Here is a 22,549-nt window from a genome sequence, read left to right as displayed (position 1 = left end):
GACACTCAAGAATGACTGGACGAGTCAGACTTCTCGTCTACTGCATGTTTCGAAGCAGGCATTGGAGCATTCTCCCACCCACCGCCAAGCGCCTCGAACAATGCAACCTGCTTCAGCGCAACCTGGGCATCAGAATCCGCAAGTGTCTGCTCCAGACTGACTAGCGACCGGTCGGCATTCAGGCTGACCAGGTACGAAACCCTGCCGCCCGCATACAGGATTCTCTTTTCCCTTGCCGCGTCCGCTGCCGCATCACGTGCCTTCCGGAGTCCTGCGTTGCGCTCCAACTCAAAGCCATAGGCACTGAGCGCGGTTCGCGTCTCCTCCAGCGCCTTCAGTACCACGCCGTCAAATCTTGCGAGGGCCGCATCGGACTCGGCCTTCATGCCGTGAATGTGGGGAATCGCGCCGTTGCTCGGAAAATTCCACGTAATCATTGGCCCGACGCCCCAATGCACCGTGGACCCCGAGCCCAGGTCGGAGAGCACGCCCGTCACCCCTGCGGAAGCACCGAGGCGAATGGTCGGGAAGAGATCAGCAGTAGCGACGCCGATGCGCGCCACGGAAGACGCCAGCTCTCGCTCTGCCTGCCGCACGTCTGGCCGGCGTCTGAGTAGCGCCGCGCCGTCGCCGACCGGCAGCGGCTTCTTCAAGGTCGGTAGACCATGACAGACATACTCCGTCCGCGCAGGAGGCTGACCCAGCATGACTGAAAGACGATAGGCTGCCGCGGTTCTCCTGGCCTTGAATTGCGGTAGCGCCGCGCGCAGGCTACCGGCCTCTGCATTGGCCTGGTCCAGGTCACCGGGTTCGCTGCGGCCGGCGACGACCAGCTTGCGTGTCAGGTCGACGGCCCGCTCCTGTAGCGCCAACTGGCGCTCCGCCGCATGCAGTTCGTCCGTGGCTGCACAACCTTCGACATAGGCCTTTACGGTCTGCGCGACCACCGCCACTCGCACGGCATCCAGCGCTGCCCGGCTCGCCTCGGCATTCGCCAGCGCCGCCTCGTCCGCACGGGCCAGCTTTCCAAACAGGTCGACAAGATATGACACGCCGATCCCATAGTTGCCGATATTGAGCACCGGAACTTTCTCCTTGAGCAGGAAGGCTTCGCCGGCCAGTTGCGTGCGCTCCGTGCTGGCATTGATACTGCCCTGAACCAGGTTCTCGGCCTCGACCTCGTGGTAGTTGGCAATCGCGCGCTGCAGATTGGCGGCGGCCACGCGCAGATTCGTATTGGCCACGAGCGCGCGCTGCACCAGCGCGTTCACTTCCCGGTCGTCATACAGACGCCACCACGCGTCCGGCACCGCCTCACTTGAGGCTGCCGTGCTACCGGCTTCGACCAGTCCCGCGTTTGCTTCCGGCGCCTGTACCAACGCCTTTTCTGGCACCTTGTAGTCTGGTCCAACCGTCATACACGCAAACAACATGGGCAACACACTGCCGATGAGTGCCAAGCCAAGCGCATTACGTTTCATCGCGCTGCCCCCACCTGTTGTGCCGTAGGCAAGGCGCCCGCCTTGCGCCCCGCTTCGCGCACCCATACCGAGGCCGTTCTGCCCGAGATGAGACGAACTTCCTGCGGGACGTCCTGCAACACCACGCGTACAGGGATGCGCTGTGCCAGACGAACCCAGTTGAAGGTGGGATTCACATTCGGCAGCAGATTCGATCCCGCGCTACGGTCCCGGTCTTCGATGCCTGCCGAGAGACTCTGGACCACGCCATGAAGTATCGTGGACTCGCCCATGAGCCGAACATCGACGGCATCGCCGACGTGGATGCGCGGCAGCTTGGTCTCTTCGAAATACCCTTCGACATACAGCGCATCCTTGTCGACCATCGACAGCGCCGGCTTTCCGGTGACCACGTAGTCTCCCACGCGCGGCAGCCGGTCATTGAGGTATCCATCGACTGGCGCCACTACATGCGAGCGCTCCAGATCGAGACGCGCGACATCCACGGCCGCAAGGGCCTGCGCGGCCTCAGCCTCGCCTTCGTCCACTCTCGCCTGCGTCATCTCGGTGGCTTCCGTCGCCACCACGGCTGACAGTGAGCGGTTGCGCGCCAGCTCCCTGCGGGCCTGCGCCAACGTTGCCCGCTTCTGCGCCAGTGTCGCTTCGGCTTTTCGCAATGCCAGCGTAAAACGATCGGGGTCGACGATGAACAGAAGCTGCCCGCGATGAACCTGCGCATTGTCTTTCACGAGCACTTGCGTGACGAGCCCCGAGACATCCGGCGAGATCTGGACGACATCCGCTCTGACATGACCGTCGCGCGTCCACGGCGCCGCTTTGTAGTAATCCCAAAGATGAAGCGCCACGGGCACGGCACAAATCACCGCGAGGAGCGTAACCAATACGGGAACGAGTAGTAGGGGCTTCTGTTTCATACCTGTCCTGACGCACAACACCAAGAGGAGCAACTGGCAGCGAACACGGGAGGAGTCAGGCAGAGGCGCATCCTGTGGTCAGGGACGATGCCGTCCCCACATTGGCGCACACCACCACCTCGTCATGCGTGGATTCCTCGACGGACCTTGCGCGCGACATACCGGCTTCACATCCCGCAGAGTAGTGAATACAGGGCTCGCCGTAGGCATACAGAATCTGGGAAAGGCGCGCAGATCAGTTGCGCTTCACCAATCCGGCGCGCGCACCACGCGGATGCCATGTAGTGACACGACCGGCGAAGGCAGAGGAACAGGCGTCACAGTCGGCCCGCGCAACTGTTCTGCTCCAAATGGGCGAATTTTGTATGCGAAACCGTTCCAGTCATTCTCCTACCATGGTTTCCACAGGCAAGCACTGCTGGCAAGCGAAGCCACCGCAGGCGTGGTGGACGCAGACATCAACGTCGCCGTACTGTTCCAAGCGACAACCATTCAAAGGAATCCAAATCATGAAAGCCGCTGACCTCTCCACTCTTCTCTCGAGCGTTATCCTGGGCGCCAGTGTCCTGGTCTATGCCCCGGTACATGCGCAAGACGTCGTGCAGCACAGCGCAAGCGCCGAAAGCTACGGCTATGTGTTTCACAAAACCGGCTTCAACACCTATACGGATGGCGCGAACGGCATCAAGCGTCCCGACCCCTACACCGATGGCGCAAACGGCATCAAGCGCCCCGATCCGTACACGGACGGTGCCAACGGTCCGAGCAAGCGCGACCCGTTCACCGATGGCGCACACGGAAGCGCGGCCTTGCAGCTTGCCGGCATGGATCGGACCGGCGTATCCGCGCCCCCGTCACATGGCGCCGCAGCCGATAACGCCGATGCTGCCTGACAAGGCTTGCAGGATCTGAGATTGCGGAGACAAGCAATCCCGTCAAGACGGTGCGGGGCCTTTGACGAACAGGCCCCCGTTACCGCCACCATCCACTTACTCACGCCTTCCCACGCTTTCGACATGAAGACAACACTTTTTCTGCTGCTCACAGCGATCACAATGGGCGCAAGTTTCAGCGCAAACGCCGGCCCGGACTGGCATGTCATCGAGACCGCCCGCGCCAACGCGCACAAACTCGAGAAGCACCAGTGCGTGCTTCCCAATGACGTCACCGCAACGCCTGCGAGTTGAATCACCTGCAGGCCGCCGCGACGGCTTCAAGGCTCCCCTGTGCTATCGATGGGCCCGTCGAAACGCACCCCAAATCTGATCGCCGAATCGAGCCTGTTTCCTGCGACAACCCCTCCTGATTCAAGTTTTCCTGCTGTGATCCGTTGACGTGTGCATCTCACCCCTGGTGGATGTGAATTGTCCTCAACGAAAAGCCCCCTCCGAATCGACCGCACGCCCTCCATTGCAGAGGCAGCCGCGCGTGCGCATACCGAGTCTCCAGTCCTTGAATGGTTGCTGCACGATGACCAGGTCATGCGGGAGTGCTTCCGGCACGCTACGGCCATCCTGAAAAGCGTGACCGGCGCGTCCGTTTCCGCGGTACTGCTGCTCGACGCCGAACATCAGCACTACCGCGCGGAAGTCGGCCTGTCCGTCTTCCCGATCCCCCGCAAGCGGTCGCTCTGTAACTACGCAATTCAGAGTGACGATGTGTTTGTCGTGGAAGACGCCAGCACAGACGCCCGCTTTGCGGATTGCACGCTGGTGCAGGCCGCCCCCTTTGTGCGCTCCTATGCCGCTATCCCGCTTCGCGGCCCCGATGGTGAGATCGTGGGAGCGCTATGTGCCATGGATCCGGCGCCGGCACGCCTGCTGAAGGCTCCCATTGACGTCTTCCAGCACTTGCGCGCAATGATCGAGAACGACCTGCGGCTGCGCACCGCAACGGCCACGGATCCGCTTACGCAGCTGTTCAACCGGCGTCATATGCTGGAAAGCGTCCGACGAACCTGGGACGGCGCGGCAGATGGGGAAGCGATGGGTGCCGTCATGGTCGATATCGACTGGTTCAAGCAGTACAACGATACCTATGGACATCCGGCGGGCGACGCGTGCCTTCGCCAGGTGGCATCGGTCCTTCAAGCCATTGCCGATGAACACAGAATGATTGCGGGACGCCTGGGAGGCGAGGAGTTTGGACTGCTGCTGTGCGGCCTGCCGCGCCTGGACTTCGAAGCCGCACTGGAAAAGCTGCGTGCCAGCGTCATGAAGCTGGCGATTGACCATTGTCGGTCGCCGACTGGCGTCGTGACCGTCAGTGTCGGCGCTACCGTGACGCACCGCGCTGGGAGTACGGATCTGGCGCGCCAGACGACCTTCGCGGCGGCCGACCGTGCCCTGTACAGGGCCAAGGAGGGCGGGCGCAATCGGGTCGTGATCCTCTGACTGACCGGCCGTTACGCTTCAAGCCGGCTATTCGTCGATCAGGTGCTCACCTAGTGCAACCATCTGTCGAGTTCGTAGAACGGCAACGTGTTTGTCGCCCGGGTGCCGACATGTGGCCCCACGCGAACGAAGCCCATGGCTTCGCCTAGCGACGAAACCGACGCGGGCGCTTGTTGCGCGTGAATTCTTACACGGTCAAAACCAGTGCCAGGCCCCGACACGGACGCCCGGAAGAATTCATCACGCTGGCTCCGCCTTGTGTCTGGCAGTTCAGTCTGAACAGACCTGACCGGCGGATAGATCTGCCCGCGCCCCTGGAGCCTCCGAAGCATCGGGGTGACCAGTAGCGCAAACGTCGTGAATGCGGTGGCAGGATTTCCTGGCATGCATACCACTGCCTTGTCGCGCAGACGACCAAGCGCAATCGGCATGCCCGGTTTCATATTGACCTGGTGGCACAGCAGTTGCCCACCGGCCGAAATCAGGGCCGGTTCGACGAGATCCCGCTCCCCGCCCGACGTGCCGCCCGTAATCAGGACGATATCGGCCTCGTCAGACATTTCGAGCATCGCCTCATGCAGGTCCTGTTCATCGTCACGCACATGCCTTCGGCTGACGACCATCGCACCAAGCGACTCCACCATGGATTCCAGCATCGGCCCGTTGACATCGTTCACGCAATGTGACGCTGGAATGACATCCTCGAACGAAAGCTCATCGCCAGTGATCAACAGGGAGACTTCCACCAGTCGGTACACCCGCAACGCATCGATACCCTGAGATGCGAGCGAGGCGATATGCCCGGATGTCAGAACGGCACCCGCCCGAATCAGCAACGCACCTGACCTGACATCCTCGCCTTTGCGCCGCACGTGTGCGCCACGGGCCGGTGCGGCACACAGGCGCACCCCTCCCTCGACCTTCTGAACGGCCTCTTCCGGTATCACGGTGTCGGCGCCGTCCGGCATCACCGATCCCGTGAAAAGACGAATGGCATGGCCCGGCTTGAGCCGCTGGGGTGCCATGCCGGCATAGCAAACCTGTTGGATCGGAAACGTCCGCCCGTCGACATAGTCCGCCATGGCGACGGCATAGCCGTCCATGGCACTCTTGTCGACGGACGGAGTGTCGACACAAGCCACGATATCCTGAGCCAGCACTCTTCCCGCCGCGCCACCGAGCCAGATCCGCTCGGTTTCGGCGACCGGCTCAACACATGACGCAAAGAAAGCTTGCGCCTCATCAAAACTCAGCATCGCGCATCTCCGTTGATATTGAGCGTCCCAGCCTGCGCTGTCGCGCAGCGCAGGCCGGGACGCACGGGTCGGTTCCCGGGCCAAGGCGCCCACGTTCCACCGACATCACTGACGCGAACCGGAGCCAGCCTTCAAGAACGCTCAGGCGCCAGGATGAGTCTGGCCGGAGGCGGGTTTTCCCGTGGAGTACAGATGAATACAATCTCGCCGGCTACAGACCCCTTGGCAGCTGGCATGGGTCTTTCCCACCTTGCCCGCGCAGGCGAACGGCGAACCAACCGATGCATCCGTGACCCATCCGTATGACCCATCCTCCGTGACCTGGTGCGCAACGCGCGTCCTGTGTTCGTTCTGGAACGATGGAAGTGTCATCCCTCCTCGAACGCACCCTCCATAGAATGGCTGGGTCGCGGCGTACGAGTCCCGCAAGCCTCCTCGGCTTGCCGTCCTTCCCCCCTCAAAGGACACCCCTCCACTCCCGGACTTTCCCGCGACACCTCCCCTCTCACAACGATCCCCATTGCACTGCGCGCGCCCGATGCGTTGAAGCGCATCGCTGTCATTTGAATCCTTCGCCCCCACTCATCCGCGGCCAGGCGCCTGTCTGACCGCGCGCGCTTGCGCAATCCGCGTGTCGACGCATCACAGTTCCCCACTTGTCTCAGGAGAACAGATCCACTGCGCGGATATCGTCCTTTGCGCGAAACCGGCTCCAGGCAACGCCTGCAGCCCGATGACCAACTGAGTATTCACGATTCGTCCGAAACTGTATCTACCTCTGACCTGCTGCAATCCCTACTCTGCGTTATCGCGTCACGCGGCGTTGCCACCGACGTCAATACGAGGAGAAATACGATGCACGGACTTACAGCACTGGATCTGGCGCGAATACAGTTCGCCTTCACAGTGTCGTTTCACATCATCTTTCCAGCCATCACGATCGGCCTTGCGAGTTTTCTCGCATTCCTTGAGGCACGATGGCTCATGACGAAGAATCGCGTCTACAGGACGCTCTTTGACTTCTGGGTCAAGATCTTCGCGCTGAACTTCGGCATGGGTGTCGTATCCGGCCTGGTCATGGCCTATGAGTTCGGCACGAACTGGAGCTTCTTCTCGGAGTTTGCCGGTGGCGTCACCGGACCTTTGCTCACGTACGAAGTGCTGACCGCATTCTTCCTGGAAGCGGGCTTTCTTGGCGTCATGCTGTTCGGATGGAATCGCGTAGGACCCGGTCTGCATTTCTTCTCGACGCTGATGGTGGCGCTCGGCACCATGATCTCCGCGACATGGATTCTCGTGTCCAACAGCTGGATGCAGACGCCGACGGGCTACGCGATCATCGACGGAAAGATCGTGCCAACCGACTGGCTGGCCGTCATCTTCAATCCGTCGTTCCCCTATCGCCTCGCCCACATGGTCGTGGCAGCGATGCTCTCCACCGCGCTGTTCGTCGCGGCGGCTGGCGCGTGGCAGCTGCTGCGCGGCAAGAACACGCTGGCGGTCCGCAAGATGTTCTCCATGGCGATGTGGATGGTGCTGATCGTTGCGCCAATCCAGGCAGTGGTGGGCGATGCCCACGGCCTCAACACGCTTGAGCACCAACCCGCGAAGATCGCCGCCATGGAAGGCCACTGGGACACTGCCAAGCCGGGCGACAAGGGTGGGTTTCCGCTGATTGTCTTCGGCATCCCGGACATGGAGCACGAGGAAACGCGCTACGCGATCGAGATTCCGCGGCTCGGCAGCCTGATCCTCACGCACAGCCTCGATGGACAGATTCCCGGGCTGAAGGACTTCCCCAAGGAAGACCGTCCGAACTCGACCATCCTGTTCTTCACGTTCCGCGCCATGGTGGGCCTGGGCGTGCTCATGATCCTGTACGGCATGCTGGGCTGGCTGCTGCGTCGCAAGGACGCCATCTATCGGGCCAAGTCGTTCCTGCGCATGGCCGTCGTGATGGGTCCGAGCGGCCTGGTGGCCCTGCTGGCAGGCTGGATGACAACCGAGATTGGCCGTCAACCGTGGGTGGTCTATGGTCTGCTGCGTACCCGCGACGCGGTGTCGGCGCATGAACTCGGTCCGGTCGCCATTTCGCTGCTGCTGTTCGTGGTGGTGTACTTCCTGGTGTTCGGCGTGGGCATCCGCTACATGCTCAGGCTGGTGAACAAGGGGCCGGCGGAGGGCGACCACGCCGATCCGCACGCTGATCCGCTCCCGGTTTCGATCGCGCGTACCGTCCCTCCGCTGAGCGGCTCCCACAACTAATCAGGTGACAACCATGGGTATCAATCTTCCCGTCATTTGGGCCGTGCTGATCTTCTTCGGCGTGATGATGTACGTCATCATGGACGGCTTCGATCTGGGCATCGGCATCCTCTTTCCGTTCATCGGCGACCGTCACGATCGCGACGTGATGATGAACACGGTTGCCCCCGTCTGGGATGGCAATGAAACCTGGCTGGTCCTCGGCGGGGCCGCCATGCTCGCCGCGTTCCCGCTAGCCTACTCGGTCCTGCTCAGCGCGTTCTACCTGCCGCTGATGTTCATGCTGATGGGACTGATCTTCCGTGGCGTAGCCTTCGAGTTCCGCTTCAAGGCCAGCGACCGCAGCCGCCCTCACTGGGACAAGGCGTTCATCGGAGGCTCCCTCACGGCCGCGTTCTTCCAGGGCGTCACGCTTGGCGCCTACATCGATGGCATCGCCATGAACGGCCGTCATTTCGCAGGCGGTGCGTTCGACTGGGTGGCACCGTTTCCGATCTTCACGGGTATCGGTGTCGTGGTGGCCTACGCGTTCCTGGGCGTCACTTGGCTCGTCATGAAGACGGAAGGCCGCCTGCAATGGACGATGCTGCGCCTGGCCAAACCGCTGACCGGCGCCATGCTCGCCTTCATCGTCGCCGTGAGTGTCTGGACGCCGCTGACGCATCCTGAAATCGCCCAGCGCTGGTTCTCGATGCCGAACCTGTTCTTCTTCCTGCCTGTGCCGCTGCTCGTGGCGGGCGCTGCCATGGGGATCTATCGCGCACTCGGCAATCGCCCGAACGTCTCGCCGTTCCTATTCGCGCTGGTCATCATCTTCATGGGATACACCGGCCTCGCGATCAGCATCTGGCCGAACATCATCCCGCCGGGCATTTCGATCTGGGACGCTTCCTCGGCGCCGCAAAGCCAAGGCTTCGCGCTGGTCGGGACGCTGTTCATCGTGCCGATCATCCTGACCTATACGTCCTGGTCCTATTACGTGTTCCGTGGCAAGGTCAAGCGCGGCGAGGGGTATCACTGATGGCTACGCAAGAACGCTCCGGAATGGGCACGCGCCTGACCTGGTTGGTTGCCCTGTGGGTGGGTGGCGTCGGCGCGGTTGGCCTGGCGGCCGGCCTGATCCGATTCGCCATGCATCTTGCGGGAATGACCCCTTAGGCCATGCCCATGTCCATCGCGCGCCCGATGAAGGCGATCACGATCCAGGCGCCGCAACGTAAGAGTGCGAGCACACAACCGTGGCTGTTCTCCGTCAAGGTGTTCGCCGCCGCGATGCTCGCACTCTATGTGGCGCTGGCCCTGGGCCTGTCACGGCCCTACTGGGCCATGGCGACGGTCTACCTAGTCTCCAGCCCGCTGACCGCCGCCACCCGTTCCAAGGGCCTGTATCGGGTCGCCGGCACCTTGCTCGGTGCCGCGGCGGCGGTGGCCATGGTGCCCAACCTCGTCAACGAGCCATTGTTGTTGATGGCGGCGATCGCCTTGTGGACAGGTGCCATGCTCTACCTGTCATTGCTGGAACGGTCGCCACGCAGCTACGTGTTCCTGCTGGCAGCCTATACGCTGCCGATCGTGGCGCTGCCGGCCGTGACCGATCCCGCCAGTATTTTTGACATCGCGCTGCTACGGGTCGAAGAGATTGTGATCGGGATTGTCAGCGCGGGCCTGGTCAGTGCGCTGGTGTTCCCGGCCACAATCGCCCCGGTGTTGCGCGAGCAATCCGCCGCATGGCTGGCGCACGCAGCGACGCGGACGGCCGAGATCCTGACCGGCCCATCCGACTCGGTGGATCAGCACGACAGCCGTCGCAGGCTGACGGGCGATCTGCACACGATGTCCAACCTGATGGCCCAGCTGGCTCACGAGCCAGGCAGTTCGCAGACGCTCGAGCTTGCCGCGGCCTTGCGTGAGCGGATGCTCGCGCTGCTGCCGTTGCTCGAAGCACTGGCCGGAATCATCGGCGCGCTGCGCGCGCACCCGTTGGGTGTGCCCCCTGCGCTCGAAGACTGGATGCGCGACATCGCCGCATGGCTCCACACGCCTTCGCAATCGCCCGCTGATCGGCCTCGGCCCGCGGCCGCGCTGGTCGGCCTCCACAAGACGGACCATTGGCACGGCCAATTGATTGCCGCGGCATGCCACGATCTCGAAGCCCTGCTCGATATCTGGGAGGCGGGTCGGCGTCTGCATCGCGGCATCGGCCATCCCGAGTCGGCGGCCAACCTGTCTGGCTCGTGCAACGATCGTGGCCAGGGAAATCCGGAGATTCGGCCGGCGATTCAGCCGGCGGTTCACATTGACCACGGCCTGCTGCTGATCCAGGCGGCAACGGCGGCATCGGCCACGTTCCTGGCCGGCGCGGCGTGGATGCTTTCGGGATGGATTGATGGCGCCGGTGCCGTGAGCCTGGCCGCGCTGACCGCCTGCTTCGTGAGCACTGTGGATGTGCCACGGGCCGCAGTCAGACGCGTGGTGATCGCCAGCATGGCCTGCCTGCTGCTTTCCTGCTTCTATCAGTTCGTCGTGCTGCCGAACGCGACGGACTTCTTCTCGCTGGCCACGCTGCTTGCGGTCCCCTATCTCTGCATCGGGGTCCTGATGGCGCGGCCGGATTTCGGGCTCACCGGCGTGCTGCTCGCGGTCACCACGGCATCCTTTGCCAACGTACAGCAGATCTATGAAGCAAACTTTGCGGATCTCTTCAACAGCAGCCTCGCGGCGTGCAGCGCCATCCTGTTCGCAGCCATCTGGGTGGTTCTGGCCAGGCCGGCGGAGATGGACTTTGTCGCACGCCGGATCCTGAGAGCCAGCTGGAAGAGCATCGGTGACGGATTCGTTCCACGCCGGGCCGCCATGTCTTCCCAGGTTTCGGCCCAGATGCGCGGCCAGATGCTCGACCGCATGACTCAGCTGATCTCGATCATTCCGCCCAGACACAACGCTCCCATGAACGACGGAATTTCCGAACTGCTGGTCAGTTTCGGTGCACTGACTCTCCAGCGCGACTTTGATGCGCTCTCTTCCCAATGCCGACGCGCCATCGCCTATGTGCTCGTGGAACTGGCTCGCTACTACCGCCAGTGCACCCGCACTGACGCGACGTTGCCCCCGCCCGCGCGACTGGCGGCGCGCGTCGATGCGGCACTGATGACCTTGCCCGACGCATCCGACAAGATCGACGAAATCGACACATTGCACGGTGCGCAACGCGATGTCCTGGCCTCGCTGCTGGCCATCCGGCTAGCGCTCTTCCCGCATTCCACCAGCGACAGCGGAGCCGGGCATGATGTTCGGTGAACTCGATATCTACGGGGTCTTCGTGCCGGCCCTGCTCGTGTGGATGCTCATCGCCCTTGGCATTACCGCGGCGATTCGCGGCGTGCTTGCGACTACCCGCTTCTATCTGAAGGTGTGGCACCGGTCCTTGTTCAACGTGTCGATGTACGTGATCGTCCTCGGCATCGTGGTCAGCATGGCACATCACGGCTGACGCGGCCCGGCCCGCCGCGGGGTGGCGGGGTGGATCGGATCAGCGCCGGATCAGCGGCTCCGCTCAAGCAGGTTCGTCGCCAGTCGCCCCAGGGTCTGCAACGCGGTATCGAGCTCCGGCGTCCATTCCCAACTGTAATTCAGGCGAATGCAATGGCTGTAGGTGAAGCCCGGCGCAAACATATGGCCGGGCGCAACCGTGATACGGGACGCGAGCGCGGCGTGGTAAAGGTCCATGGCATCGATGCCTTCCGGCATTTGCACCCACAGGACATAGCCCCCGGCGGGGTGCGATGTCGAGGTGCCCTCGGGAAAGAACCGACGCACGCTGGCGCTCATGATCTTCGCCTGCTGCGAGTAAGCCTTCCGGACTCGTCTGAGGTGATAGTCGTATCCATCATTCTTGAGAAACTCGGCGATGGCCAGTTGCGGGAGCGAAGGCGTGGTCAGCGTGTTCAGGAATTTCAACCGTTCCACGTGTTCGTGGTAGCGACCCGCCAGGGTCCAGCCGATTCGGGAGGCGTTCGTCAGCGTTTTGGAGAACGACGAGCAATGCAGGATGATGCCGGCCTTGTCGTAGGTTTTCAGGGAGCTCGGATGGCTGGCGCCATAGTAGAGCTCGCCATACACGTCGTTTTCAATCGCCGGTATGTCCTTCTCGGTGAGCAGTTCGACAAGCCTTTTCTTCTTCTCGTCGGGCATCTGAAATCCGAGGGGATTCTGGAAGTTCGGCATGACCATGCAGGCAGCAATCTCCTTCTCGTCGATCAGCTTCGCCAGCGCGTCGATATCGATGCCTTCCACCGGATCAGTCGCCACCTCGACGGCGCGCATGCCAAGTCTTTCGATCGCGTGGAGCATCGCATAGTACGTGGGAGATTCCACGGCAATCGTATCGCCTGGTTTGGCTACCGCCTGCAGGCACAGGTTGATCGCCTCGGTGGCCCCGATCGTGATAATCATCTCGTTGGGGTCAATGGCGTAGCCGTTCTCGAGGTAGCGGCGTGAAATCTGCCGGATCAACTGCGGACTGCCCGGGGGCAAATCATCGAGCACGTTCCACTTGGTATAACGCCGCGCAATATTGTTGGAGTACTGGGTGATCCGCTGCCATGGGAAGAGCGAGGAATCGGGATAGGGCGAGCCCAGCGCCACAGCTTCGTCCGAGCGGATGGAGCGCAGCGTCGATAGCACCAACGCGCTCACGTCGACAGCCGATGGTCGCGGGTTCGGTCGGGAGGCTCGCAGTTCGATGGTGGATTCCCCGGATCGCGCGCGGACGAAGTATCCCGATTGCGGCCGGCTTTCGATGACCCCCCGGCTTTCAAGCTGTGCGTAGGCTCGGATCACCGTGGTAAGACTTATCCGATGATGCTGGCTGGTTTGCCGCACCGACGGTATACGCTCCCCTGGGAGCAAGACACCTTGCTTGACCAGCGCCTCGATGTCTTCCGCAAGCTTTTCATACAGTTTCACACACACCCCTCTTGCTTATCTAATTGTGATGAAAAGCACGCTCCCCCGCGCCCCTTGGCCTGGCGCGGCGTACGCGCCGCGAGGCCACTCCCTGCAGCCTGGCGAAGCCAGCGGGACAACTTATAGTATGCAAGCCGTTGCGCGTCGCCCAAGTCGGCCAACTGTGCCTGAGCTCTCAGAATACTGGCAGCCTGCCCCAACGAGGTTACGGAGAAAGCACGATTGTGCTGGGCGAACCCGGCGAATTGGGCGACGGGTCGAATTGAGCGGCTTGAGCCGATAGAGCGGGACTGGCGGATACCTCAGATCCCCCAGGGCTCGGATCTTGTGCAACGCACCAGAGAATCTGGCACAAGACGTCTGTGCGCGGTTAGCCCGCTCGTGCGTACCTTGCCGGGCAGAGCCGGGATATTTCCAGCCATCGCCCACACGACGAAGAAAGGCCTCGCGGACACACGCAACGCGCGCGACCCTTGCAGCCGCCGCCGACAGGTGCCGTCGTGCTCCACGCGGTTTCCATCTATTCCGCGTGTCCTGCCTCTTGGTCATCCTCACTTGGAAAGCGGGATTGGCCGTACCGCAGGATCAGGACACCGCAAGCAAGCATCACAATGCCGGCGCACAGCGCCAGCAAGTGAAACTCCGTAGCATCGTTGAAGCGCAGAATCAGATCACGTGCGAGCGAAACCATCGCGATATACAACGGAAACCTTACCGGCAGCTGTCCCAGCCTCAGGTAGCGGACCACCATGGCCAGTATTTCCAGATAGAGGAACATCAGAAGCAGATCGGTAATCGACACCTCTCCCAGCCCTGCAATCTTCCAGCCCTCCTGTGCCATGGCGAATGAAGTCGCCAGGCCGATCACCACCAGGCCGACCAGCTCGACCACGCCAAGCAGCGATTCCAACCGAGCCCGGATAAAGTGCTGTACTGGCGGACGGGCTCCGGATCTTCTCAAGCCAAATCCTTTCCGATCCTGAGATGTCCCCGCGGGTTTCTCATGTGTGGCCGTCTCCATACCGATCACGCGGCAGCCTTCGTCTCGCCCTTTGCCAGATGAAGCAGGACCGGAACGGACTTGGACGTTGGCGTGCCGCACCCGTCGCCCGTGCTCTCGAGCGGCACTAGCGGATTGGTCTCCGGATAGTAGGCGCCGACGCAGCCCACGGGGATGTCATATTCCACGAGCTCGAAGTCCTCGACACGGCGTCTGATGCCGTCTTCCCATACGCTGGTGATATCCACCTTTTGCCCGGCCTTGAAGCCCAGCCTGGCGAGGTCTGCGGCATTGATGAACACCACGCGCCGCAGGCCAAACACGCCGCGATAACGGTCGTCCAGCCCGTAGATCGTGGTGTTGTACTGGTCGTGGGAGCGCGTCGTCATCATGACCAAGAGATCGTCACCGTACGCCAGGCGGGCACGGTGGATCGGCGTATCCTTGTCGATCCGGTTGACCTTGAACTCAGCCTTGCCCGAGGGCGTATGCCACACGCGATGGTTCGCAGCGGGCGTCAAATGAAAGCCTCCCGGAATCGCAACGCGCTCGTTGTAGTTCTCGAAGCCGTCCAGGACCTTTTCGATGACGTCCCGGATACGCGCGTAATCCTGCGCATACCACAACCAGTCGATCTTGCCGGAACCGAGCGTTGCCTCGGCCATGTGCGCGACGATGGCGGTCTCGGAGCGCAGATGCGGCGAGGCCGGCGCGTTCATGCCGAACGAGACATGCACCATGCAAACCGAATCCTCGACGGTCACGCCTTGTGCGACGCCATGTTGCATATCGATCTCGGTGCGACCGATCGTCGGCAGAATCAGCGAATCCTTACCGTGCACCAGATGACTGCGATTGAGTTTCGTGGCGATGTTCATGGTCAGGTCGCACTGTCGCAAGGCTTCGAACGTGCGCTGTGTATCGGGCGTGGCCGCCGCGAAGTTGCCACCCAGCCCTACGAACACCTTGACCTCGCCTTCGAGCATCGCGCCGATCGTCTTGACGACGTCATAGCCGTGTCCGCGGGGCGGCTCGAAGCCGAAGACCCCCTTGAGCCTGTCCAGGAACTCCTGCTCCGGCCGCTCCTCGATCCCCACGGTCCGGTTGCCCTGCACATTGGAATGGCCGCGCACCGGCAGAAGTCCCGCACCGGGACGGCCGATGTTCCCGCGCATCATCATCAGGTTGGACAGGATCTGGATCGTCGGAACGGAGTTCTTGTGCTGCGTCAGACCCATGCCCCAGCACGCGATGACACGCTCGCCCTTTGCATAGACCTGCGTGAGCGCATCGATGTCTTCGTACGAAATGCCCGACTCCGCGACGATGTCCGCCCAGGATTCCGCGCGGAGGTCCTTCACGAATGCCTCATAGCCGTCCGTGTGCTCGCGCACGAAGTCAACGTCGATGAGACGGGTATGACCGTGCAACGCGGCTACGTCGTCCATTTCGACGAGCCGCTTTGCCATCCCCTTGATCAAGGCGAAGTCCCCGCCCAGCTTTGGCTGAAGGAACATCGACGCGATCTTGGTGCTGCTGCCCGTGAGCATTTCCACCGGGTGCTGCGGGCTCGTGAAGCGTTCCATCCCGCGCTCGCGCAACGGATTGATCGAGACGATCCTGGCACCACGCCGCGCGCATTCCCGAAGCTCGCCAAGCATGCGCGGATGGTTGGTGGCGGCGTTATGCCCAAAGATCAGGATCGTGTCGGCATGCTCGAAATCATCGAGGAGCACTGTGGCCTTGCCGACGCCGATGGTCGTCGGCAGCCCGCGACTGGTCGCCTCGTGACACATGTTCGAGCAATCCGGGAAATTGTTCGTCCCATAGGCGCGCACGAACAACTGATAGAGAAAGGCAGCTTCGTTGCTGGCGCGACCCGACGTGTAGAAAGCGGCCCGGTTGGGATTGTCCAGCGCTTTCAGGTGCCGCCCGATCATGGCGAACGCCTCGGACCATTCGATCTGGCGATACTTGTCGCTCTTCGCGTCGTAGACCATCGGATGGGTCAGCCGACCGTGCTGTTCCAGCTCGAAGTCGGTCTGCTCCATCAACGACGTCACGGTATGCTCCGCAAAGAATTCCGGCGTGACGCGCTTGCTCGTTGCTTCGGCCGCCACGGCCTTGACACCGTTCTCGCAGAACTCGAACGTCGACGCGTGTTCGCGGTCCGGCCATGCGCAACCAGGGCAATCGAAGCCATCCGCCTGGTTCTGCTTGAACAGGAGTGTGTACTTTCCTGCTGCAACCTTTTCCTTGATCAGGTTGATGGCGACGTACTTCAATGCCCCCCAGCCTGCTGCCGGGTGGGTATACGGTGCGATTTTTCCTTTCTCGGGTGCTGAAGAGCTCATGGGGGCGGTTCCTATCAGAGGCGCAAGTTTTCGGCCAGCCTGGCGGTCAAGCACGCGGTGCGTGCGTATGCGATGACGATAGGGTAGGAGCAGAGGACAACAGGAAGCGCATACAAAAGACCGACGAGGATTGGAGTACAGTGCCGTACCGCGTTTCAATGTCGGGAGACGGCGGAACTGACTACCTCCGCAGAGCAACGATCTGTACCTGTACTTGCTCTTTCCCCTCTCCACGCCCGCCCTGCAAGCGTTCGTGGTCGCCTTCGCCGGCGGGCTTTCGCTGGGATGGAAGAATGGGATCCGACTTGCCAAAGTCGCAATTCTTTAAGCTGATTGCTTCGATGAAGCTTGTTCTCAAATACTTCGCCGAAACACGAGAAAAGGCTGGATGTAGCGAGGAATCCATCGTCACACCGGAGTCGGTTCAGACGGTCCTCGATTTGCGCCGGTTTCTGATTGTGTTTCGGCCATCCGCGTACGCTAGCTCAGCGCTTCCGGCTCACGTCCCGAAAGATTCTCCAGCAGTGCGGCCGATGGTACGAAAAACAGCCCACCCGTTACCGCCTTGCTGAAGTCGAGAAGCCTGTCATAGTTGCCCGGCGGCCTCCCGACAAACATGTTCTCGAGCATTTGCTCGATAGGTTCCGGACTGCGGGCATAGCCAATAAAGAAGGTCCCAAACTCTCCCTTGCCCGGGTGACCAAAGGGCATGTTGTCGCGCAGGATCTTCACTTCCTCCCCATTCTTCTCGATAGTGGTCAGTGAACTGTGCGAGCAGGACGGCTTGACTGACTCATCAAGCTCGATGTCTTCGAGCTTGGTGCGACCGATGACTCGTTCTTGCTCTTCCACGGTCAGGTCATTCCACGCATCCATGTTGTGAATGTACTTCTGGATAAGGACGTAGCTACCGCCGGCGAATGCCGAATCCTCTTCGTCGATGATGGTGAATTTCGCAATATCACTGCCCTCGGGATTCTCAGTTCCATCGACAAAGCCCACCATGCTGCGCATGTCGAAATTTCGGAATCCATGCACCTCATCGACGACCGAAACCGCATCGCCGAGGCGCTTCATGAGCTGAGTCGCCAGTTCGAAGCACAAGTCCATCTGCTCGGCCCGGATATGCAGAAGCACATCCCCCGGCGTCGCGATGGCGCGACGATTGCCTGGACCGAACTCCCGGAATTTATGCAACGACAGCGGCTTCTGCCTTCCGAAGAGTCGGTCCCATGCATCCGATCCGAAGCCACAGACACATGACAGGTTGCCTGCCGGCTGCCGCTTTCCGACAGACCGAACGAGTGCCGCGACGTCGGCGCACAGCGTTCTGACCGTCGCGGCATGTTGACTCCCGGGAGCCAGTGTTGCCACGATGAAAATCGCAGTGCGGGTTATGGGACTGCACACCGCCTGCGGCATTGGCACGTTTTCCATTTTCTAGATTGATCTGACTATGGATAGGGTTTCACTTGCGACCTAACGTCCATGTGCCGCCCATGGTCAACCTGGCTCGGCGCGTACCACCCGCACCGGGATCGACTTATAGGATGGCGTACCACTTTCTGGATCGATATAGTCGAGTGGCACAAGGACATTGGCTTCAGGGTAATAGGCAGCGACTGAACCACGCGCAATGTTGTCGTACGCGATTGCAGTCAGTCCCTTGAGATGAAGTTTTCGATTGGAAACGATGGTTTCAATATCGACGACGTCTCCATGCTCGAGTCCACGCCCGTCCATGTCCGCTGCATTCATGAAAAGTACATCACGCCGGCCAAACACACCGCGGTAGCGATCGTCCAGAGCATAAATCGTAGTGTTGTACTGGTCGTGACTACGAATCGTCATGAGCCGCAGGACCTCCTCTCCTCCCAGGACATCGGCATCCTCCTTCACCCCGCCAAATACCGAGAATACGGCCTTCCCTGAGGGCGTCGTCCATTTGCGCTCGGTGGGCGGCAATGGCAAACGAAAGCCACCAGGCACCCGGATACGCGCATTGAAGTCTTCGAAACCCGGTACGGTTTTCTCAATCAGGTCGCGGATCCTGTCGTAGTCGGCAACCAGATCCGTCCACGGCACCTTGCTGTTCGGCAAGGTCGCCTCCGCCATGCCGGCAACGATCGACGGTTCAGACCGCAGATGCTCGGATGCGGGTGTCAGCTTGCCCGCCGACGCATGCACCATCGACATCGAATCTTCAACTGTCACGGATTGGGGGCCGTTTGCCTGGATGTCCAACTCTGTTCGCCCGAGACATGGGAACAGGTACGTTTCCTTACCCACCAGCAGATGGGTGCGATTGAGTTTTGTACCGATATGCACGCTTAGATCAAGGCTCCCCATCGCGGGGAACGATTGATCCGAATCGGGTAGGGCCACGGCGAAGTTTCCACCCAGGCAGATCAATGCCTTGGACTTGCCATCTATCATCGCCTGCATCGCTTTCACCGCGTCATGACCATGCTGCCGCGGCGGCTTGAATCCAAGCGTGTTTTCGATTGCATCGAGAAAGGCTTCGGACGGCTTCTCCGTGATTCCTACTGTCCGATTCCCTTGGACGTTCGAATGCCCACGCAGTGGACAGATTCCCGCACCCGGCTTTCCGAAGTTCCCGCGCAAGAACAGCAAGTCGGCTATCAACCGAACGTTCGCTGTTCCTCTGCTATGCTGGGTGACTCCCATGCCGTAAGTCACAATTGTTGCATTGGACTTCGCATAGAGCTTAGCGACAGCTTCGAGATCCGCACGAGTGAGCCCACTCGCCTTCTCGATGTCTTCCCAGGATGTCGTGTCCATATCCTTTGAAAACGCGTCGAATCCCTCCGTGTTCAAGGTGATAAAGTCCTTATCCAGAATATCTCCCTGATCGGCCTCCATCGCTAGTAGCGCCTTCATGATTCCTTTCAGGGCAGCCGCGTCGCCGCCGGCAGCTACCTGATAGTAGGTCGAGGCAATTTGCGTTGACCCATAGGTGGCCATCTCCAGCCAGTTCTGAGGATCAGCAAATCTTTCCAACGCCCTTTCCTTCAACGGATTGAAAACAATAATCGGAACATTCCTCCTGGCAACCTCATGTAGTGTGCCCATCATGCGAGGATGATTCGTTCCGGGATTATGACCAATGGCGAGAATCAGCTCGCAGTTGTCGAAATCGTCTAGCGAGACCGTTCCCTTGCCGATTCCGATCGACAAAGGCAATCCGACACTGGTTGGCTCATGGCACATATTGGAACAGTCCGGAAAGTTATTGGAGCCATATTCCCGTGCAAATATCTGGAACAAATAGGCTGCCTCATTAGAGGCTCTTCCCGATGTGTAGAACTCAACCTGCTCCGGAGGGAGGCCACGAAGAATCTCCCCGATCCGATTGAAAGCATCCGCCCATTCAACTGGGCGAAACGTGTCCGTTGGCCGGGCATACACCATTGGATTGGTAATACGTCCCATATCCTCCAGCTGATAATCCGACATTTGCAGGAGGGATGTCACGGTGTTGCTGGCGAAGAAATCGGGCCGCACGCGTTTGGTCGTGGCTTCCCATGTCACCGCCTTCGCACCGTTCTCACAGAACTGGAAGGTGGAGCGGTGTTCCTTGTCAGGCCAGGCGCATCCGGGGCAATCGAAGCCGTCTGGCTGGTTGGTTCGAAGGAGTGTTATGGGGGCCTTGACGTTCTCCATTTGCGTGCGAATCGCCAGTGTCGTTGCCCGCAGCGCTCCCCATCCCCCAGCTGGTCCGTCATAAGGCCGCACGCCGGGAACTTCGCGTCGAATTGCCATGATCACTCCCCTGGGAAAATGCGCCGAGCTCCACGCTCAGGCTCAAATAAGTAAGCCCCCTAACTGAATGCAACGATAGCGCTACCTATTCAAACGTGGCATCGGCTGTTACAAATTAGGCCCCATGAATTGTCCAATGTGATGACACCACTACGCTGAGCCACTCCGGTATATAAAATGCGGTCAAACAGTATATAAACCAAGAATCATCGGCAACGATCTTTCTTGCGAAGAACCGGCTTAGCCATGCTGGACGCCAGACTCCATAGCGATGATTGTTGAGCAGGTCTTTGACCTCAGTTCTTGCACGCCGACACGACATGCGGGGAGGTATAACGCGAAAATGGTCAATGACGCGTGCAAACAGAGCGCTGGGGAGGCTGCCTGTCGGAAATCAGGGCTTATTGCCAAGAAGCATTCGCTGCAGATTTCTTTTGTAACAGAGGGCATGGGCGCCGGCAGCGCGCCGCGTTCAGCGTGATGCGCTGTGGATGGCGCGCAGTCATGTGGCGCGTGCTGTCGACGCCGGACGCGCCGGACTTCGCAATCGAGTCGCAGCGGGCATGCTCGATGGCGACATTTACCAGCATCGCTTTCCCACCGGCGGCAGGCTCAGGAAATTCCGAATCGCTTCAGGAAGGCTCTTATGCCTTGCGCCACGAGAAAGACACGCTGTACGTCTACTTGCGCGAGTCGATCTGCGAGCAGATCGACTGTGATTGCAGGTTGACTGCGGTACTTCACCGTAAAACGGGCGGTAAGCGCTGCGGTGAGTTCCCCGTCCTTCGCGTAGGGAGGAGATGAAAAAATCAGCGGCAGCAACTCAGCGGCTTCTTCCTTGGGTAGCTCGATCTCGTCGTTGGACGACGGCGTTTTGACGCTGATGCTCTCAACGTCAGCCACCTCCATGCCGGGACCAAACCCAAGGTTCTTCATGCCCATGAACTGGAAGTTTGCATCGGCGAGCGCTGACGGCTCTCTCCAGTTGCCTTCGGGGCACTCGACGTAGCCGTTAGGTCGCGCAGCATCGCGAGGGACGCAGCAGGCGATTTGTGCTCCCTTCTCCCAGAAGGCGTACTGTGAAGTCGCAATCAGCAGCCCGGTCCCGGCGCTGACCCTCAGGTTGCCTACATCCGCAATGCGCTGCAGCAATTCACGCCCTTCCGGGCTTGCGGCCGTGGAGCAACTGAGGAACTGAATGCTTCTGAAGCGAGGTATCTCGCCCCAGTGTGGATGCCGCTCAATCTTCGGTGGTACCCACAGTCTAGCGAACTGCGGGGCCCACACTTCTTCGTTCTCCAACCAAATGGAACGCTCCCAGGAGCGCCCCCATTGCCCAGCACCGACTTCCACGTATCCGGGCCCTCCGTGGCCCAAGATGAAGCTGCCCGGGTGGAACATCGGGTGTGATCCGGGCTCCTGGGCGTACGCTTTGACGAGGCTATCGCCAAGCTCCTTGATGCTGCTGTGGGTTGAAAGGCAAGGGTAGCTAACGCGGAGCAGGTTGATTGCGCCGTTGTCCTTTCCCAGCGACGCATGCCGATGAACGGAGGGGGGCGGCGATTTCCCGATGGTGGTCGCACCGCCGCTCAGAGTGCCGCGAAGAACCGTACTTAGAGGCGTCATCGCGAGCAGCTGTCAGGCCGGAACGGCATCCACGACGTCCCAATGGAACCTCTGCATCGTGCTGTCCGGAATGGGGCAGCCCATATAGGCGTCCCACTCGTGCACGACGTTCATATCGGCGTTCGGATTGGGGCGCAGGACGTAATTCTTCTTTGGCTCTCGCAGGACTTCGCCGTTGTACACCCACCAGTGGTCAACAGTGATCTTGATTGTCAACGTGGGATGCGTGTTGCGGTAGTACAGCAGCCTCGTGTTGTGCGGGCCGCAAACGTTCCCAAATACTTCCTTGATATAAACGATGTTGGTTGACATTCGGAAGCACCTCTCTGGTCTAGGTCAGCGGATCGTACTGAACCGCCCCGGGTACCGTGGAGGCTGGTTGGTTTAAGTTAATAGCGTTTCAGCGGCAGGCATTTGAAGCTGCTGATAGTAGTTTGCCTCAGCTTCGGCGGGCGGGATATAGCCAAGGGGTTCCATCAGCCGGTGGTGATTGAACCGGTGGTGATTGAACC

General features: G+C 60.7%; 18 protein-coding genes. 8 read left to right on the top strand and 10 right to left on the bottom strand.

The genetic code is table 11. The features are described from left to right. Positions 1-5: 5 nt before the first annotated feature. Both AC1DOX_RS18000 and AC1DOX_RS17995 read right to left on the bottom strand, forming a co-directional pair. Positions 6-1,481 carry an efflux transporter outer membrane subunit gene (locus AC1DOX_RS18000; RefSeq protein WP_441619234.1) on the bottom strand — a complete coding sequence of 492 codons (1,476 nt, stop codon included), beginning with the start codon at positions 1,479-1,481 and terminating at the stop codon, positions 6-8. Next, complete coding sequence (locus AC1DOX_RS17995; RefSeq protein WP_441619232.1) at positions 1,478-2,395, bottom strand: efflux RND transporter periplasmic adaptor subunit; 918 nt, start codon at positions 2,393-2,395, stop codon at positions 1,478-1,480. Before AC1DOX_RS17995 ends, AC1DOX_RS18000 begins: the two co-directional genes overlap by 4 nt. Before the next feature lie 509 nt (positions 2,396-2,904). Between AC1DOX_RS17995 and AC1DOX_RS17990 the strand changes: the two genes are divergently transcribed. The 3 genes from AC1DOX_RS17990 (at position 2,905) to AC1DOX_RS17980 (ending at position 4,788) form a co-directional block, all read left to right on the top strand. Next, complete coding sequence (locus tag AC1DOX_RS17990; protein ID WP_441619230.1) at positions 2,905-3,288, top strand: hypothetical protein; 384 nt, start codon at positions 2,905-2,907, stop codon at positions 3,286-3,288. A gap of 123 nt (positions 3,289-3,411) precedes the next feature. Then, positions 3,412-3,582, top strand: a complete 171-nt coding sequence (locus AC1DOX_RS17985; RefSeq protein WP_441619228.1) for a hypothetical protein — start codon at positions 3,412-3,414, stop codon at positions 3,580-3,582. A gap of 150 nt (positions 3,583-3,732) precedes the next feature. Then, positions 3,733-4,788: a sensor domain-containing diguanylate cyclase gene (locus tag AC1DOX_RS17980; protein ID WP_477112670.1), complete on the top strand. Its 1,056-nt coding sequence runs from the start codon at positions 3,733-3,735 to the stop codon at positions 4,786-4,788. 50 nt (positions 4,789-4,838) lie between these two features. Here AC1DOX_RS17980 and AC1DOX_RS17975 read toward each other — a convergent pair whose 3' ends face one another. Further along, on the bottom strand, positions 4,839-6,044 hold the full coding sequence (locus AC1DOX_RS17975) for a molybdopterin molybdotransferase MoeA (RefSeq protein WP_441619224.1): 1,206 nt from the start codon (positions 6,042-6,044) through the stop codon (positions 4,839-4,841). 855 nt (positions 6,045-6,899) lie between these two features. Between AC1DOX_RS17975 and AC1DOX_RS17970 the strand changes: the two genes are divergently transcribed. Genes AC1DOX_RS17970 through AC1DOX_RS17950 form a run of 5 tightly spaced genes read left to right on the top strand, consistent with a single transcriptional unit; the run spans position 6,900 to position 11,799 of the window. Further along, on the top strand, positions 6,900-8,309 hold the full coding sequence (locus AC1DOX_RS17970; protein WP_441619222.1) for a cytochrome ubiquinol oxidase subunit I: 1,410 nt from the start codon (positions 6,900-6,902) through the stop codon (positions 8,307-8,309). Positions 8,310-8,322: 13 nt separating this feature from the next. Then, complete coding sequence (gene cydB / locus AC1DOX_RS17965; RefSeq protein WP_441619220.1) at positions 8,323-9,330, top strand: cytochrome d ubiquinol oxidase subunit II; 1,008 nt, start codon at positions 8,323-8,325, stop codon at positions 9,328-9,330. Further along, the gene (locus AC1DOX_RS17960; protein ID WP_441619218.1) at positions 9,330-9,467 is read left to right on the top strand and encodes a DUF2474 family protein; all 138 of its coding nucleotides are present in this window, start codon (positions 9,330-9,332) and stop codon (positions 9,465-9,467) included. Before cydB ends, AC1DOX_RS17960 begins: the two co-directional genes overlap by 1 nt. Positions 9,468-9,476: 9 nt before the next feature. Beyond that, entirely contained in the window at positions 9,477-11,606 is a 2,130-nt protein-coding gene (locus tag AC1DOX_RS17955) for an FUSC family protein (protein ID WP_441619216.1), read from the top strand. Further along, positions 11,596-11,799 (top strand): DUF1656 domain-containing protein, encoded by a 204-nt coding sequence (locus AC1DOX_RS17950; RefSeq protein WP_441619430.1) that lies wholly within the window; start codon positions 11,596-11,598, stop codon positions 11,797-11,799. Before AC1DOX_RS17955 ends, AC1DOX_RS17950 begins: the two co-directional genes overlap by 11 nt. 50 nt (positions 11,800-11,849) lie before the next feature. On the opposite strand, the gene AC1DOX_RS17945 is transcribed toward AC1DOX_RS17950, so the two are convergent. From AC1DOX_RS17945 to AC1DOX_RS17915, 7 genes are all read right to left on the bottom strand, one after another. Beyond that, complete coding sequence (locus AC1DOX_RS17945) at positions 11,850-13,274, bottom strand: aminotransferase-like domain-containing protein (RefSeq protein WP_441619214.1); 1,425 nt, start codon at positions 13,272-13,274, stop codon at positions 11,850-11,852. A 520-nt stretch (positions 13,275-13,794) separates the two neighbouring features. Beyond that, positions 13,795-14,184 carry a phosphate-starvation-inducible protein PsiE gene (locus AC1DOX_RS17940; protein WP_441619212.1) on the bottom strand — a complete coding sequence of 130 codons (390 nt, stop codon included), beginning with the start codon at positions 14,182-14,184 and terminating at the stop codon, positions 13,795-13,797. A 116-nt stretch (positions 14,185-14,300) separates the two neighbouring features. Continuing rightward, entirely contained in the window at positions 14,301-16,628 is a 2,328-nt protein-coding gene (locus AC1DOX_RS17935) for an FdhF/YdeP family oxidoreductase (protein ID WP_441619210.1), read from the bottom strand. Between the two features lie 480 nt (positions 16,629-17,108). Continuing rightward, entirely contained in the window at positions 17,109-18,065 is a 957-nt protein-coding gene (locus AC1DOX_RS17930) for a Dyp-type peroxidase (RefSeq protein WP_477101473.1), read from the bottom strand. 66 nt (positions 18,066-18,131) lie between these two features. Next, entirely contained in the window at positions 18,132-20,411 is a 2,280-nt protein-coding gene (locus tag AC1DOX_RS17925) for an FdhF/YdeP family oxidoreductase (RefSeq protein WP_441619206.1), read from the bottom strand. Positions 20,412-21,023: 612 nt separating this feature from the next. Continuing rightward, positions 21,024-21,713, bottom strand: a complete 690-nt coding sequence (locus AC1DOX_RS17920; protein WP_441619204.1) for a hypothetical protein — start codon at positions 21,711-21,713, stop codon at positions 21,024-21,026. 336 nt (positions 21,714-22,049) lie between these two features. Then, on the bottom strand, positions 22,050-22,349 hold the full coding sequence (locus AC1DOX_RS17915) for a hypothetical protein (RefSeq protein ID WP_441619202.1): 300 nt from the start codon (positions 22,347-22,349) through the stop codon (positions 22,050-22,052). Between the last annotated feature and the right edge of the window lie 200 nt (positions 22,350-22,549).

The sequence above is a fragment of the Cupriavidus sp. 01L415 genome, from assembly GCF_056400065.1.
Note: the sequence above shows the minus strand (reverse complement) of the source record. Positions and strands in the feature narration are given on the sequence as shown.

Bases quoted from the DNA above. Each gene is read 5' to 3' on its own strand.
- AC1DOX_RS17995 (WP_441619232.1), bottom strand. From the start codon at position 2,395: ATGAAACAGAAGCCCCTACTACTCGTTCCCGTATTGGTTACGCTCCTC.
- AC1DOX_RS17970 (WP_441619222.1), top strand. From the start codon at position 6,900: ATGCACGGACTTACAGCACTGGATCTGGCGCGAATACAGTTCGCCTTC.
- AC1DOX_RS18000 (WP_441619234.1), bottom strand. From the start codon at position 1,481: ATGAAACGTAATGCGCTTGGCTTGGCACTCATCGGCAGTGTGTTGCCC.
- AC1DOX_RS17915 (WP_441619202.1), bottom strand. From the start codon at position 22,349: ATGTCAACCAACATCGTTTATATCAAGGAAGTATTTGGGAACGTTTGC.
- AC1DOX_RS17960 (WP_441619218.1), top strand. From the start codon at position 9,330: ATGGCTACGCAAGAACGCTCCGGAATGGGCACGCGCCTGACCTGGTTG.
- cydB (WP_441619220.1), top strand. From the start codon at position 8,323: ATGGGTATCAATCTTCCCGTCATTTGGGCCGTGCTGATCTTCTTCGGC.
- AC1DOX_RS17985 (WP_441619228.1), top strand. From the start codon at position 3,412: ATGAAGACAACACTTTTTCTGCTGCTCACAGCGATCACAATGGGCGCA.
- AC1DOX_RS17975 (WP_441619224.1), bottom strand. From the start codon at position 6,044: ATGCTGAGTTTTGATGAGGCGCAAGCTTTCTTTGCGTCATGTGTTGAG.
- AC1DOX_RS17930 (WP_477101473.1), bottom strand. From the start codon at position 18,065: ATGGAAAACGTGCCAATGCCGCAGGCGGTGTGCAGTCCCATAACCCGC.
- AC1DOX_RS17925 (WP_441619206.1), bottom strand. From the start codon at position 20,411: ATGGCAATTCGACGCGAAGTTCCCGGCGTGCGGCCTTATGACGGACCA.
- AC1DOX_RS17950 (WP_441619430.1), top strand. From the start codon at position 11,596: ATGTTCGGTGAACTCGATATCTACGGGGTCTTCGTGCCGGCCCTGCTC.
- AC1DOX_RS17990 (WP_441619230.1), top strand. From the start codon at position 2,905: ATGAAAGCCGCTGACCTCTCCACTCTTCTCTCGAGCGTTATCCTGGGC.
- AC1DOX_RS17955 (WP_441619216.1), top strand. From the start codon at position 9,477: ATGTCCATCGCGCGCCCGATGAAGGCGATCACGATCCAGGCGCCGCAA.
- AC1DOX_RS17935 (WP_441619210.1), bottom strand. From the start codon at position 16,628: ATGAGCTCTTCAGCACCCGAGAAAGGAAAAATCGCACCGTATACCCAC.